Origin of the sequence: Thalassospira profundimaris (genome assembly GCF_003326755.1) — a bacterium.
GTDB classification, from domain to species: Bacteria; Pseudomonadota; Alphaproteobacteria; order Rhodospirillales; family Thalassospiraceae; genus Thalassospira; species Thalassospira profundimaris_B.
Genome location: NZ_JPWH01000004.1, coordinates 155,071 through 168,845, shown reverse-complemented (window position 1 = coordinate 168,845; position 13,775 = coordinate 155,071). Strand labels below are relative to the sequence as shown.

The window sequence follows — 13,775 nt, the reverse complement described above, 5'->3', positions numbered from 1 at the left end:
TGTCCTGGCGGCGTTTTTATGTGGAAACAAAAATCAGTCTGCCAGACCAGCAAGACTTCGGGCAAAATTACGGGCCTCGAACGGGCGTAAATCTTCGGCACTTTCGCCAACGCCAATAGCATGAACCGGCTTGCCAAATTTTTCTGCCAGCGCCACCACAACACCGCCTTTGGCCGTACCATCCAGCTTGGTCACGATCAGGCCGGAAACATTGGTAGCCTCCGAAAACAGCTCAACCTGGGAATGCGCGTTTTGACCGGTTGTGGCATCGAGCACCAACAACGTGTCATGCGGGGCGGTTTCATCGCATTTGCGAATCACCCGAACAATCTTTTTAAGTTCGTCCATCAAATGGGATTTGTTCTGCAACCGGCCTGCCGTATCAATCAGCAGCAAATCCATACCCTGGCGCTTTGCCTGTTCAATGGCATCATAGGCAAGACCTGCGGCATCAGCACCGGTATCACGCGAAATGACCGGGCAATCGGTGCGTTCACCCCACACCTTAAGCTGCTCCACCGCTGCGGCGCGAAAGGTATCGCCCGCCGCCATCATAACCTTCAGTCCCTGATCCTTATAGGATTTTGCCAGTTTGCCAATGGTGGTGGTTTTGCCCGAGCCATTAACCCCCACCACCAGCACCACGTGAGGCTTGCGTGCAGGGTCCAGCACCAGCGGCTTTGCCACCGGGTCCAGAATTTTGGTGACTTCCTCGGCAATGAATTCCTGGATTTCGGCCGAATCCACTTCTTTATCAAAGCGGGTTTTTGCCAATTCACCACTCAGCTTTGCCGCCGTGGTAACGCCAAGGTCGGATGTGATCAGCAGATCTTCAAATTCTTCCAGCGCATCATCATCCAGACGGCGCTTGGTAAAAATATCGGCAATGCCGGTGGTCAGTTTCGAGGAGGACCGTTTCAACCCGTCCTTCAATCGGGCAAACCAGCTTTTTTTCCCCTCTTCACTCATACCATCAGCTCCGCAATCAGTTTTCCGTCTTTATGGCCAATGACTTTGGCCTTGGCGATTGTGCCCGGTTCTATCACGCGATCAAGCTCAACGGGAGCAAAATGCTCCGTATGGCCGGTATTTTCCTTTTCGATCAGCACATTTTCCACCATGCCGACACGCGATTGCAAAAATGCCGCAAGCTGAATCTCGCCCGCATCGCGCAAGGCAGCCGCACGTTCCTTGCGCTTTTCCTTGGCAACCTGGGGCATCTTTGCCGCCGGTGTGCCCGGGCGCGATGAATAAGGGAACACATGCAGGTAAATCAGCCCGCATTCTTCAACCAGGCGCAGGGTATTTTCGGCCATTTCATCGGTTTCGGTGGGGAAACCGGCAATAATATCGGCGCCAAAGGTCACATCGGGGCGCAGTGCGCGAACCTTTTGGCAAAAATCAATCACATCCTGGCGCAGATGGCGGCGTTTCATACGCTTGAGCACCATGTCATCGCCCGCTTGGAGGCTGATATGCATATGGGGCATCAGGCGCGGTTCGGTTTCGATCAGGCGGAAAATATCTTCGTCAATTTCCACCGGATCGACCGATGAAATACGCAAACGCGGCAGTTCCGGCACCTGGGCCAACAACCGGCGCGCCATTTGCCCCAATGTCGGCTTGCCGGGCAGGTCATGGCCATAGGATGTAATATCTACGCCGGTCAAAACCACCTCGGCATAGCCATTGGCGACCAGTTCGCGCACCTGGGTGACAATTTCGCCCAGTGGCACGCTGCGTGAATTCCCGCGACCAAAGGGAATGATGCAGAATGTACAGCGATGATCACAGCCATTTTGAACCTGGACAAAGGCACGCGCCCGGCCTTCAAAGCCGGAAACAAGGTGGCTGGCGGTTTCCTCAACCGACATAATGTCATTTACGATCACGCGCTCATGGCTGATATCCATGAAGGTTTCCGCCTTCATTTTGGTATCATTGCCAAAAATGCGGTCGATTTCCTTCATCCCGGCAAATTTGTCCGAGTTTACCTGCACGGCACAGCCGGTCACAAAAATTTTGGCATCCGGATTTTCGCGGCGCAGGCGACGAATATTCTGCCGCGCCTGGCGTTCGGCCTCGGTCGTAACAGCGCAGGTATTGATGATGATGGCATCATCCAGCCCCGCGGCCTTGGCGTGGTCGCGCATCACCTCGGATTCATAGGTGTTCAAACGGCAACCAAATGTAATGACGCGCGGCTCTGTCATGCTCGGCTTTCGAAGGCTGGCGGTAAATACGGAAACACATTCTGTTTCTGGCACTATCGCGGTCCATCGCTGCCGCAAACGCCAGATGGCCCGGCAGCAACAATCGCTGTCAGGCGCTGGTTACATACGCTTTTGCACCGATGATTGCAAGACCGCAGCCGCACCCGACCCTGTGCGACCATGCCTTCAAGCACGCGGTTTCTTTCGACAAAACCAAATTACCGCGCCCAAGCAAACAGATTTAATGGGTTGTTATAGAACGAAAAAATCAATTTTCTGACATAAACACGGCATAAATCAAAACCGCCCCACAGACCTGAGCGACGATTATGATCATGCGCACAATTCTGCCATGCGTCCGCCTTTTGGTTTCACGACAGGCTTCAGCGCATGTTTTGATCGTCAAACCGACTTAACATCCTGCCGGTTCGACCGTATCAACCGAAGGGAAAGCAACGCAATATTGATCCCGGCCTGCCTGTTTGGCCAGATACAGGGCTTTGTCCGTGCGATCGACCAGGGACGCGGCCCCTTCCCCCTTTTGATATTCGGCAACGCCAATCGAGACTGTCATATGCCCAAACGAAACCCCCGAGGATTTCGCCCTCACTTCACGCACCCTGACTGAGTTGCAAAGCTCTCCTGCCAGGGATTGCGCCTCATCAAGTCTGGTTTGCGGCAGCAGAATGGTAAATTCGTCGCCCCCATAACGTGCGACCGTATCGCGCCCCTTGATCGTTGATTTCAGTATTCCGGCGATCAGAACCAGAATTTCATCGCCCACCCGGTGCCCGAAACGGTCATTGATCTGTTTAAACTGGTCCAAATCGATCAGCATCAGACAAAAGGGCTGGATATTGGTCTCATTATCCAGGTCCTCGGCAAGCCCGCTCAGCAATTGTTCAAAATGCAAACGGTTGGAAACGCGGGTCAATCCATCCGTAAAAGACTGTTCACGTGCCTTTTCCAATTCAACCTGAAGAGTGGTAATTTGCTGATGATAGGTTTCAAGCTGTTCGCTTAGCGCCGAAACGCTTTGGCGAATTTGGCGGGTCTGACGGGCAACAAGCCCCAGAACTTCCATCTTGCAGCCATCGCGCTGCAACACGGCATCAACTTCTTCCAGAACCTTGCCATAAACATTTAACTCGGTTGTGACAGAACCTATGCTGTGCTCGCTATGATCAATGACATCGGCAAAATCATCCATCCCTTGCAGCAAAAATTCAGCCATCTGCGGGTGTAGAATAAACTGCTGATAAAGATCAAAAAGCTGCTTTTCATCAATCCGGGTTCCCTGCTGGCGGGCAATATCCAGCGCACGAAAAATATCCGGATTTTCATCGGCAAAATAAACAAACCAGACATGGAACACTTCAGGTACCGGCGAAAGGTTATATTCGCGCAATACATCAAGCGTCGCAGACGCAGTGTCCCAATAACGGGATTTAAGAGGAGACTCTGTTGTCACCTTACTTGTGCTCCACACAATCTTTTGCGGCAAAGTTTAACACACAAACAACCTGCAAAACCGCACCCCAGACCCCTTGCGTGACCGAGCAGCGATTATACATCAATCCGTGCGACAAACACATCTTTGCCATCAACAGCAGAGCAGGGCGCCCGGGAATTATCCCCGGATCATCGTACCGGCCCCCCGTTCGGTGAACAATTCCAGCAACACGGCATGGGGCGCCCGTCCATCAACAATGACAGCGGCCTCCACGCCATTCTGAACCGCATCAAGGCAGGTTTCGGTTTTGGGGATCATCCCGCCTGAAATCGTCCCATCGGCAATCATGGCATTGATGCTTTCAACATCAGCATCGCGCACCAACTGCTTTTCCTGGTCCAGGATACCTTTCACATCAGTCAGCATATAAAGGCGACGCGCACCCACTGCCTTTGCAACGGCACCAGCAGCGGTATCTGCATTGATATTGTAAGTCTGACCGTTTTCATCAACACCTATGGGTGCAATTACCGGAATAATATCCGTGCTGGCAAAACAATCGAGCACATGGGGGTTCACCGCAACCGGCTCCCCCACAAAGCCAAGGTCGAGAACCTTTTCAATATTGCTTTCCGGGTCGCGCTTGGTGCGGGTCAGTTTACGTGCGGTAATCAGATGCGCATCCTTACCACACAGGCCAACTGCCACCCCGCCCGACGAATTGATGTTGGAAACGATTTCCTTGTTGATCTTGCCCGCCAGCACCATTTCAACCACGTCAATCGTTTGCTGGTCGGTAACGCGAAGGCCATCAACAAATTCGGACTGGATATTGAGTTCCTTGAGCATCTGGCCGATCTGCGGGCCGCCGCCATGAACCACAATCGGATTCATGCCAACCTGCTTGAGCAACACCACATCCTGGGCAAACAGGCGGGCAAGCTCCGGGTCGCCCATGGCATGACCGCCATATTTGATCACTATTTTCTGGCCGTTATAGCGCCGCATATAGGGCAAAGCTTCCGACAGAACCTTGGCGCGGGCCAAAGTCCGGTATGCGCTGGATTCAGAATTTTCATCTTCCGGACGGATATCTTCGCTCATAGGGCTCCCCAATTCATGCAACGCGTATTACGAAACGCGATCGTCTATCATTATAACAGGCTTGCGATCTCGGCACGCAATTCCGAAATACCTGTATTTTTTTCACTGGAAGTCGCAAAAATCTGGTTAAGGGCGGCGGGATGTTTTTTCAGCGCTGCGACCACTTCGGCAATGCGCTTTTCCATCTGGCCTTTTTTCAGTTTGTCGGCCTTGGTCAGCACGACCTGATAGGAAACAGCCGTCTCGTCGAGCATTTTCATCATTTCAAGATCGGCACCCTTAAAGCCGTGGCGCGAATCGATCAGGACGAAAACACGGCGCAGCTTGACCCGCCCGCGCAGATAATGCCTGATCAGCCCCTGCCAGCTGCGCACCACATCCTTGGGCGCCTGGGCAAAGCCATAACCGGGCAAATCAACCAGGTTAAACGCACCATCAAGGTCAAAAAAGTTAAGCTGCTGAGTACGGCCAGGGGTATTCGATGTCCGTGCCATATCCTTGCGCGAACAAAGCGCGTTAATCAGGCTGGACTTGCCGACATTTGATCGGCCGGCAAAACAGATCTCGACCTTGTCTTCGGCGGGCAGTTGCTCAAGCTTGGCAACCCCCAACATGAAAGTCACCGGGCGCGTAAAAAGCAGGCGCCCGGCTTCGATCTGGTGTTCTTTGTAAGTCGGCACCAATAAGGATGCCGTTATGTTTGCTTCGGTCATTATTTTCCGTATCCGCCCGCCATAAGAGCGGCCCGAAGACGGGGGTCGTCAGACCCCCATCCGGTACATGATGTATCGCTGCTGAATGATCGACAGCGTGTTGTTCCATGCCCAGTAGATCACCAGACCTGCCGGGAATTTAGCCAGCATAAAGGTAAAGATGATCGGAAGGAACATCATAATCTTGGCCTGGGTCGGATCCGCCGGTGCCGGATTCAGCTTCTGCTGGAGGAACATGGTGATCCCCATAATCAGCGGCCAGACGCCAATCATCAGCATATGCGGCGGGGTCCAGTCGATCAGACCAAAAAGGTTAAACAGCGTGGTGGGGTCCGGTGCCGACAGGTCCTGGATCCAGCCAAAGAACGGCGCATGACGCATTTCGATATTCACGAACAGCACTTTATAAAGCGCAAAGAATACCGGGATCTGCACAACGATCGGAAGACAGCCCGATGCCGGGTTGATCTTTTCACGTTTATACAGGGCCATGATTTCCTGCTGCTGACGCTGACGGTCATCGGCGAACTGTTCGCGAATCTGCGTCATTTTCGGCTGCAGCTTTTTCATGCCGCTCATGGATTTATAGGACTTGTTCGCCAGCGGGAACATCACCGCCTTGACCAGAACCGTAAAGGCCAGGATCGACAAACCAAAGTTGCCAATCACATGGTTGATCCATTGCAGGATCTGGAAGAACGGAATGGTCAGGAACCAGAACCAGCCAAAGTCGATTGCACGATCAAACAGCTTAATATTGTACTGTTCGGAATAGGCTTCCAGAAGTTTATATTCCTTTGCCCCGGCAAACATGTGGCTTTCGGTGCTCGCACTTTCGCCATTGGCGATCGTTTGCGCAGCGCCGAGATAATCAGCCTGGAACTTGTCGGTATTGTTCGCCATATGATGGCTGAAACGCGCTGTCAGGCTTTCGTCACTGGGCGGTGCCAGGGCAACCAGCCAGTATTTATCGGTAATGCCAACCCAGCCGCCAGTCGATTTCTCGCTAACCGTGCCGTCATCTTCCATCAGGTCCTTGTAGCTGATTTCCTTAAGCGAGCCATCAACAACACCAATCGGACCTTCATGCAGAATGTAATAGCCCGAGGTGTGCGGCAGACCGCGACGCGAAATCAGACCATAGGGATAAAGCGAAACCGATTTGCCACTGTTATTCGTGACCGACTGCTTGACCGAAAACATGTAATTGTCATCGATCGAGATGGTCCGCTTGAAAATCAGCCCCTCGCCATTATCCCAGGTCAGGGTAACGGGCTTTTCCGGGGTCAGCGTTTCGCTGTCAGCCTGCCAGCGGGTGTCGTTGCCCGGCAGGGCGATTTTTTCGCCTTCGCCGGCAACCCAGCCAAATTCACCAAAATAGGCATCGTTTGACCCGGCCGGGTTCAGAACGTGGATCAGCGGGCTTTTGGGGTCTTCGGTTTCCCGATAATCCTGCAACTGGATATCGTCAATCAGACCACCGACCAGACGAATGGAGCCCTTTACACGCGGCGTATCAATTTCGATGCGCGGCGAGGTTGCCAGGGCTTCGCTGCGGTTCTCAACCGGAGCGGCCGTGGAACCGCCCGGGGCCGACGGGGCCGCGCTCGACGTGGAAGGCTGCGGCGCCGTGGATTTATTGACATCCAATTGCTCGCGCACCTGCGCCTCGCGAACCTGGGGATCAGGTTTGTGAGGGAAAAGGAATTGGAACCCGACCAGGATTACGACTGATACTGCAATCGCAATCCAGAGGTTACGTTGTTCGTTCATCGCCTCTTTCCGCTTTCGTCCGGCGGCCACGGGGCCTGACCGGCTGTTTATTCTATCTATATGACGAAAGCGCCGAGGACCGAGGGTCTCTGTCCGGCGGCGCCTCTTTGCGTTCGCAACCACAATCGGGAACGGGATCATAACCATGTCCGCCCCAAGGATGGCAGCGCATGATCCGTTTAAACCCGATCCAGCCGCCTTTCAATGCCCCATGTTTCGCCAGAGCCTCCATCATGTAGGCCGAGCAGGTTGGCTGGTAACGACATTGCCACCCAACATAGGGAGATAAAAAAAGCTGATAACCGCGAACGGCAAGTTGCATGAGGCGTGCAAGAGGACTCATTTTACCGACCCTCCCGCCTGACGCGGCCCCCCTCGTGCCTTGCCCCGGCCCCGTGCAGGGCGCGATCGGTCAGCAGAGGATGGTTTGGCGTCAGGTATACGCCGCAAGGCAGTTCTCATGTCCTCGACCAGGGCATCAAAGGGCCGCTCGATGGTTTGCTGCCGTCCAATCACGACATAATCCCAGCCGGGCAAAGCCATTTCAGGTGCCAACAGGTCGGCGACAGCACGCAAACGCCGCCGAACGCGATTGCGTACGACGGCCTTGCCCACCTTTTTGGTGACGGTAAAACCGATTCGGGCGAAACGGTCTTCTCCGGCGCTTTGGTCTTCTGGCTGGACCCCGGGGCGCGGTGCACCTTGCAGGATCAAACCATCTGTAACCCATTTACGGCGGGTCCCGGCGACACGAAGAAACTCCGCACGCTTTTTCAGGCGTTCCACCGTAACGGTCACAAGATCAGGCCGACAGACGCTTGCGGCCCTTGGCGCGGCGTGCGGTAATCACGCGGCGGCCACCGACGGTCGCGTTGCGGGAACGGAAGCCGTGGCGGCGTTTCCGGACGAGTTTGCTGGGCTGGTAGGTGCGTTTCACTGCACATACTCCGTTCTAATGAAGGTAATCCAATAAAATTCGAGGTCCGCTGTATAGGGCTTCCCACTTGCGCTGTCAATCACGCCACCGCCATTTAGGCCGTTTTTCGCCGAAATCCGGCAATCGCGGCGGGTTTTGTCACACGCGGCATCAAATTGGAACGCAAGATCGCAGTGGATAAGCGGCGACGCCTGCAAAGTCAACGCTCTTTCGACCGCAACATGGCCGCATTTTACCGAATCGCCCGTTCACACAGGCAACAGAAAACATGTTTCCGGCGATCAATCCGGGCCGCCATCGCCACGCAAACGATCCAGGGCGCGTCTTTCGGCCTTGGTGGGGCGGCCGCTACCTGTTTCGCGCACGGCCACTTCAGCCGTGCGAATATCGGCATTGGCGTCGGCTTTTTTAATCCGGGGTGGTGAATGGTCCGCATACAGGGCCTGGGCTTCCGGGGCGGGCCCACGGCGGATGCCCACAGCCACAATTTCAACAATGCGAATATGCGGCCCCTGGAAAAACTGGAGTCGGTCCCCCGGACCCACCGCAACACTGGCCTTGGAAACGGTTGTTCCATTCAGCACAATATGCCCGCCCTGGCAGGCCTTGCTGGCAAGCGAGCGGGTTTTAAAAAACCGCGCATACCACAACCATTTATCAATGCGGATTTTTCCACCTTCCGGATCAGACATCATGGCACGCAATTCCCGTTTATAAACAGTTTCGGCCTGCTGCGTTTCCACAACAGGCCGATATTCAGTTTGATGCTGCCGACCAGGAATTATCCTTTTGCGGCCAGCATTTCCTTAAGCTTGGCAAAGGGCGAATCTTCGTTGATCTGATTGTTCTTGGCTGCCGCCTGCGGTTTGCCACCGGAACGCGGCCCATTGCCCTTGGCACCCGATTTCGGCCCGCCCTTGGCATGGCGCGGCCCGCCCTTCTGGCCCCCACGATTTCCAGCACCACGACCTTCGCCAGCAGCCTGCTGGTTATGACGCGCACCCCGGGCATTCTGGCCGGGGTTATGGCGTTTGCGACGATCAACCCGAACGAAGAATTTAACTTCTTCATACTCGTCTTCACCGCTTGCCGCATCATCAGCCGATTCGGTCGTTGCGGCAGGGGCTTGAGCCGATGCCTCCGCCGTATTTGCCGCATCGGTCGCAACCGGTGTTTCGGTGACAACAGAAGTTTCCGATTCGCCCGCCGTGGCAATTTCAGCATTTTCAGCCGTTTTATCGCCTTCAGCACTTTTGGCACTGTCTGCAACCTCGGCTGCAGGTGCTTCAGCTACAGCCGGGGCCTTTTTGACCTTCACAATCTCTGCCCGCCAGCCAAGCGCGGTAAACACGCCTTCGGCCTGTTCAACCGTGCAGCCCAAAAGCGAGAGCAGATCGGGATCAGGGCGCACTTTGCCATCATTTTCACGGGCTTTCTGGCGCAACAGGGCGGCAAAACGCTCCAGCATGTCAACGCGGGCCGCAAGTGGCCCCACCGGCATATAGCCAGCGGCCAGGTAAAAGCCCTTGGAATTGCTGCGATCATTGGGAACCGAGGTGCGGCCAGCCGGCGGCAATTCGGGCAATTCTTCCAATTCACGCGAAACAGCCCACAAAATACCGCGCAGTTCAACGGGGTCCGGCTTTAAGGCATCAAGCACATGAACCGTTTCCACGCCCAGGCGCACACCCAGTTTTGCCAGCGCCTTGCGGTCTTCGTCACTCAGATCCTTGATCAGGCTTTCAAGTTCCGAACGTGGCACACAGCCCAAACCTTCGTTAAGCTGGAACAACAGACCCCGAATAGGCCCGGTAAGCTGACAATCGCGCAAGCGGGTCAGCATTTTAAGACGGGTTTCGATATGGCTGTTGAGCCATGTCTGCAACCGCGCGCGCACGCGTTCGCGCGTGGGGCCATCAAAAAATTCGCTGTCGATGACGCTGATTTCCGGGCTTAACACCGTATCGCCCTTTTTAAGGGTACCGACCGGCGCACCGTTCCACAGGATCTCCAGTTTGCCATTCACGGCGAACTGGCCATCTTCATCGGTTTCCAGTGTTTTGACACGCTGGGCAATTTCACCACTCAGTGCACGACGGGCTGCACTGGCAATTGCCTTGCCTTCAAAAGCGGCATCTGTTTCATCGGCAATGAAACGGAATCCTTCCAATCGGCCGACGAATTCACCTTCGACCTGGACTTCACCATTCGCAGTGATGGTAGACATGAGTTCAGACTTGTCCTTGAGACTTTTCAATAAAACCGAGGTCCGGCGATCCACAAACCTTTGGGTCAACCGTTCATGTAGCACATCTGACAGCTTATCCTCAATGGCGCGCGTACGCTCCTGCCAATGATTCGCGTCATCAAGCCAGCTATGCTTGTGCGAAACATATGTCCAGACGCGAATCCCCGCGAGCCGTGAAGATAACTGATCAATATCACCATCATAACGATCCATACGCAAGACTTGTTCGCCCATCCAGTCCGTTGGCAGCCTGCTTTTTGGCTGACAGAGGAATTTGTAGATGGATGCAAGCAGGCGCGGATGGGCGTCAGTATGGATATTTCGGAAGTCCGGAATCTGGCAAACTTCCCATAACAGCCTTACCCGGTCGGGCGAACGGGTAATACGCGCTATGTCTTCGCTATGCGACAAATGATCAAGCATGATCTCGTCCACCGGCTCGCGCACCCGGATCAGCGTCGGGTTGTCAGGCAGGCGACGCAATGATTTCTGCAATCCTTCAACCGACCGGAAATCGGGCCGGGCGGATCGCCAGTAAACCTTTGTCAGTGCATCAAATTCGTGGGCTTCGATCTGTTCAATAATATCGGGATCAATGCCGCTCAGGTTGCCGGTCACGCCAAAGGTGCCGTCATTCATGTGCCGGCCGGCGCGCCCGGCAATCTGGGCTGTTTCGGCAGCACTCAGATTGCGATGAAACTGCCCGTCAAATTTGGACAGGGCCGCAAAGGCGACATGCTGCAAATCCAGGTTCAGCCCCATGCCAATGGCATCGGTCGCTATCAGATGTTCAACATCGCCGTTCTGAAACATCTCGACCTGGGCATTGCGCGTTCGCGGGCTGAGTGCGCCCAATACCACTGCCGCCCCGCCCTTCTGGCGGCGCACCAGTTCGGCCACGGCATAGACTTCCTGGGCGGAAAATGTCACCACGGCGGACTGTGCGGGCAATCGCTGAATTTTTTTCGGGCCGGAATAGCTGAGAGTCGAAAACCGCGCCCTTGTGTCAAATTCGACATTGTCGACAAGCTGGCGAATCACCGGGCGAATGGTTGCCGCCCCCATAAACATGGTTTCATAGCGCCCACGGGCATGCAGCAAGCGGTCGGTAAAGACATGGCCCCGTTCCGGGTCCGCGCACATCTGGATTTCGTCAATCGCCATGAAATCGACCGGCATATTGACCGGCATGGCCTCGACCGTGCACAGATAATAGCGCGCACGCGGCGGCAAAATGCGTTCTTCCCCGGTGATCAGGGCCACGGCCCCCTTGCCAACCTTGGCAACGGCACGGTCATAGTTTTCCCGCGCCAGCAGGCGCAACGGAAAGCCGATCATACCCGTGGTATGCGCCAACATCCGTTCCATTGCCAGATGGGTCTTGCCGGTGTTGGTTGGCCCCAGAACGGCAAGGATACGGGGACCTGATCGGGTTGAAATCTGCATAAAACTCTTCCAGCAGGTGGCTACCGGACACGGAAACCACCGGTCTTTGGGCTTTTCAACACTTTGCCCCGTCGAAGTCAAGCATTGAGCCCGCTACCCGGAATAAAACACCGAGTCCCGGAGCATTTTCCACCCTGCCCCAGCCAGGCATTAAGTCATGTCAGGTTGCGCCTTCGTCGTGGCCACCGCTTTCAAGCAAACGCGCCCCCGCCCCGTCACGGGCCAGATAATCGTCAGGGTTGCGCAACGGACAATCCGACAGCGACAAACAACCACACCCGATGCAGGTTCCCAACTGATCGCGCAAACGGGTGAGCTGTTCGATACGGGTGTTCAAATCATCACGCCAGCGCGACGACAGATTGCGCCAGTCCCGTGCACTTGGCGGGCGATCAATTGGCAAGCTGGAAAGGGCTTCGCGAATTTCGTTTAACGGGATGCCCGTGCGCTGTGCCACCTTGATAATGCCGATCCGGCGTAAAACACCCCGATTGAAACGCCGCTGGTTTCCCTGGGTCCGAATGCTGTGGATCAATCCCTGACGTTCATAGAAATGGATCGCCGAAACCGCCACACCCGTGCGCGCCGCCACGTCACCAACCGATAAAACCGCACCATTTGCCGGGCCGGATACTGATTTTTCTGCGGTCATTTTTTATCTCGTCGCAAGAAACATAAATTCACTTGACCTGAATATATGTTGAGGTTTTAGAAAAGGTATCCCTGAACAAAAAACAGAGGATGCAAGGATGGAACGTTTGAATCTGGCAATCGTGTATGGCAGTGCTGGCAAAAGTCGATTTTGCGATACCATCGCGAACTGGCTGGTTCCGATCATTCTGGAGGATGGTGATTTTCTCATTGAAACCATCGACCCCGCCCAGATCAAACATGCCCCTCAGGGGGGACGGATTAACAGCCCCGCCAGCAGCCAAATTCGCCCTGCCATTGCCGAAGCCGACGCCTATCTGATTATCACGCCGGAATACAACCACAGCTTTACCGGTGAACTGAAATTGCTGATCGATTCGGCACGGGAGGAATGGCATCGCAAACCAGCCGGATTCATTACCTATGGCGGCATTTCCGGTGGGCTGCGTGCTGCCGAGCAATTGCGCAATGTATTTGGCGAACTGCATGTCGCCACCATTCGCGAAACCGTCAGCTTTGCCAATGTCTGGGACTGTTTTGACGATCATGGCCGTCCCCATGACCTGGCAAATGCGAAACTGGCGGTACAAAGGCAGCTTGACGATCTGAAATGGTGGGCCCGTGCCCTGCGCGAGGCACGCCTGCCCCTGCGAACGCTTGAACAATCTGCCATAACGGAAACACATACAGCACATGGTCTGTCTGGCGCGCTGCAGAACCAGTTTGCCTGATGATCGCCGCCATTGCATTGCCCAAACCCGGTGTCCGGGTTCCACGAGGCCCGCGTGCCAAAATGACAACCAGCCGGCACCGGCCCCCGAAAACAACAACGGGGCGGCATCATCGCCGCCCCTGTCCTTTCACAACCCGTTAGGGAATGATTCTGATACCGACCGGTTTAATGGTTGCGCATTTTTTCGGCATATTCCTTGAGTTGGCGACGTGCGGCCTGATAACTGTTTTTAAGGGCGATATAGACATCCTCGTGGGCGTGATCCGCGCTATCACGCTTGACCATGATTTCCTTACCCGGAACATTAATGCCGAAATGGACCGAATATTGCGGGCGGGCATGGGAGGAATGGGGTTTTTCAATAACCACATGACACGATGTCATACGATCGAAGGTTTCTTCCAGTTTCTCCACCTTGAAACGGATACGCTCGTCAAGCGCATCGGACTGATCAACATCACGATAGGTGATTTGCACGGGAACCTTCATATGTGGCCTCCTGTT

14 protein-coding genes are annotated in these 13,775 nt (G+C 54.8%); 1 reads left to right on the top strand and 13 read right to left on the bottom strand.

Annotation, left to right across the window (positions count from 1 at the left end):
• Nucleotides 1-33 precede the first annotated feature (33 nt).
• The 12 genes from ftsY to soxR all read right to left on the bottom strand — a co-directional run bounded on the left by ftsY (nucleotide 34) and on the right by soxR (nucleotide 12,539).
• The gene (ftsY, locus tag TH25_RS06885) at nucleotides 34-969 is read right to left on the bottom strand and encodes a signal recognition particle-docking protein FtsY (protein WP_114087682.1); all 936 of its coding nucleotides are present in this window, start codon (nucleotides 967-969) and stop codon (nucleotides 34-36) included.
• A complete protein-coding gene (gene mtaB / locus TH25_RS06880) occupies nucleotides 966-2,213 on the bottom strand; it encodes a tRNA (N(6)-L-threonylcarbamoyladenosine(37)-C(2))-methylthiotransferase MtaB (RefSeq protein WP_114087681.1) in 1,248 nt (415 codons plus the stop codon). The genes ftsY and mtaB overlap by 4 nt, the downstream gene beginning before the upstream one ends.
• 412 nt (nucleotides 2,214-2,625) lie before the next feature.
• On the bottom strand, nucleotides 2,626-3,684 hold the full coding sequence (locus TH25_RS06875; protein ID WP_114087680.1) for a GGDEF domain-containing protein: 1,059 nt from the start codon (nucleotides 3,682-3,684) through the stop codon (nucleotides 2,626-2,628).
• Nucleotides 3,685-3,843: 159 nt separating this feature from the next.
• Nucleotides 3,844-4,770: an acetylglutamate kinase gene (gene argB, locus TH25_RS06870; protein WP_114087679.1), complete on the bottom strand. Its 927-nt coding sequence runs from the start codon at nucleotides 4,768-4,770 to the stop codon at nucleotides 3,844-3,846.
• Between the two features lie 50 nt (nucleotides 4,771-4,820).
• Nucleotides 4,821-5,483 (bottom strand): ribosome biogenesis GTP-binding protein YihA/YsxC, encoded by a 663-nt coding sequence (gene yihA, locus TH25_RS06865; RefSeq protein ID WP_114087678.1) that lies wholly within the window; start codon nucleotides 5,481-5,483, stop codon nucleotides 4,821-4,823.
• Between the two features lie 48 nt (nucleotides 5,484-5,531).
• Nucleotides 5,532-7,256: a membrane protein insertase YidC gene (gene yidC, locus TH25_RS06860; protein ID WP_114087677.1), complete on the bottom strand. Its 1,725-nt coding sequence runs from the start codon at nucleotides 7,254-7,256 to the stop codon at nucleotides 5,532-5,534.
• A gap of 52 nt (nucleotides 7,257-7,308) precedes the next feature.
• Entirely contained in the window at nucleotides 7,309-7,578 is a 270-nt protein-coding gene (gene yidD / locus TH25_RS06855; RefSeq protein ID WP_258549066.1) for a membrane protein insertion efficiency factor YidD, read from the bottom strand.
• 17 nt (nucleotides 7,579-7,595) lie between these two features.
• Complete coding sequence (gene rnpA, locus TH25_RS06850) at nucleotides 7,596-8,054, bottom strand: ribonuclease P protein component (RefSeq protein ID WP_114087675.1); 459 nt, start codon at nucleotides 8,052-8,054, stop codon at nucleotides 7,596-7,598.
• 4 nt (nucleotides 8,055-8,058) lie between these two features.
• A complete protein-coding gene (rpmH, locus tag TH25_RS06845; protein WP_073953396.1) occupies nucleotides 8,059-8,193 on the bottom strand; it encodes a 50S ribosomal protein L34 in 135 nt (44 codons plus the stop codon).
• Between the two features lie 281 nt (nucleotides 8,194-8,474).
• The gene (locus TH25_RS06835) at nucleotides 8,475-8,888 is read right to left on the bottom strand and encodes an RNA-binding S4 domain-containing protein (protein ID WP_114087777.1); all 414 of its coding nucleotides are present in this window, start codon (nucleotides 8,886-8,888) and stop codon (nucleotides 8,475-8,477) included.
• A gap of 86 nt (nucleotides 8,889-8,974) precedes the next feature.
• Nucleotides 8,975-11,887, bottom strand: coding sequence for a helicase-related protein (locus tag TH25_RS06830; RefSeq protein WP_114087673.1), 2,913 nt, complete (start codon nucleotides 11,885-11,887; stop codon nucleotides 8,975-8,977).
• 160 nt (nucleotides 11,888-12,047) lie between these two features.
• Entirely contained in the window at nucleotides 12,048-12,539 is a 492-nt protein-coding gene (gene soxR / locus TH25_RS06825) for a redox-sensitive transcriptional activator SoxR (protein WP_114087672.1), read from the bottom strand.
• A gap of 97 nt (nucleotides 12,540-12,636) precedes the next feature.
• Between soxR and TH25_RS06820 the strand changes: the two genes are divergently transcribed.
• Nucleotides 12,637-13,269 carry an NADPH-dependent FMN reductase gene (locus tag TH25_RS06820; RefSeq protein ID WP_114087671.1) on the top strand — a complete coding sequence of 211 codons (633 nt, stop codon included), beginning with the start codon at nucleotides 12,637-12,639 and terminating at the stop codon, nucleotides 13,267-13,269.
• 167 nt (nucleotides 13,270-13,436) lie between these two features.
• Here the strand turns inward: TH25_RS06820 and TH25_RS06815 are convergent, their stop codons facing one another.
• On the bottom strand, nucleotides 13,437-13,760 hold the full coding sequence (locus tag TH25_RS06815; RefSeq protein ID WP_114087670.1) for an HPF/RaiA family ribosome-associated protein: 324 nt from the start codon (nucleotides 13,758-13,760) through the stop codon (nucleotides 13,437-13,439).
• Between the last annotated feature and the right edge of the window lie 15 nt (nucleotides 13,761-13,775).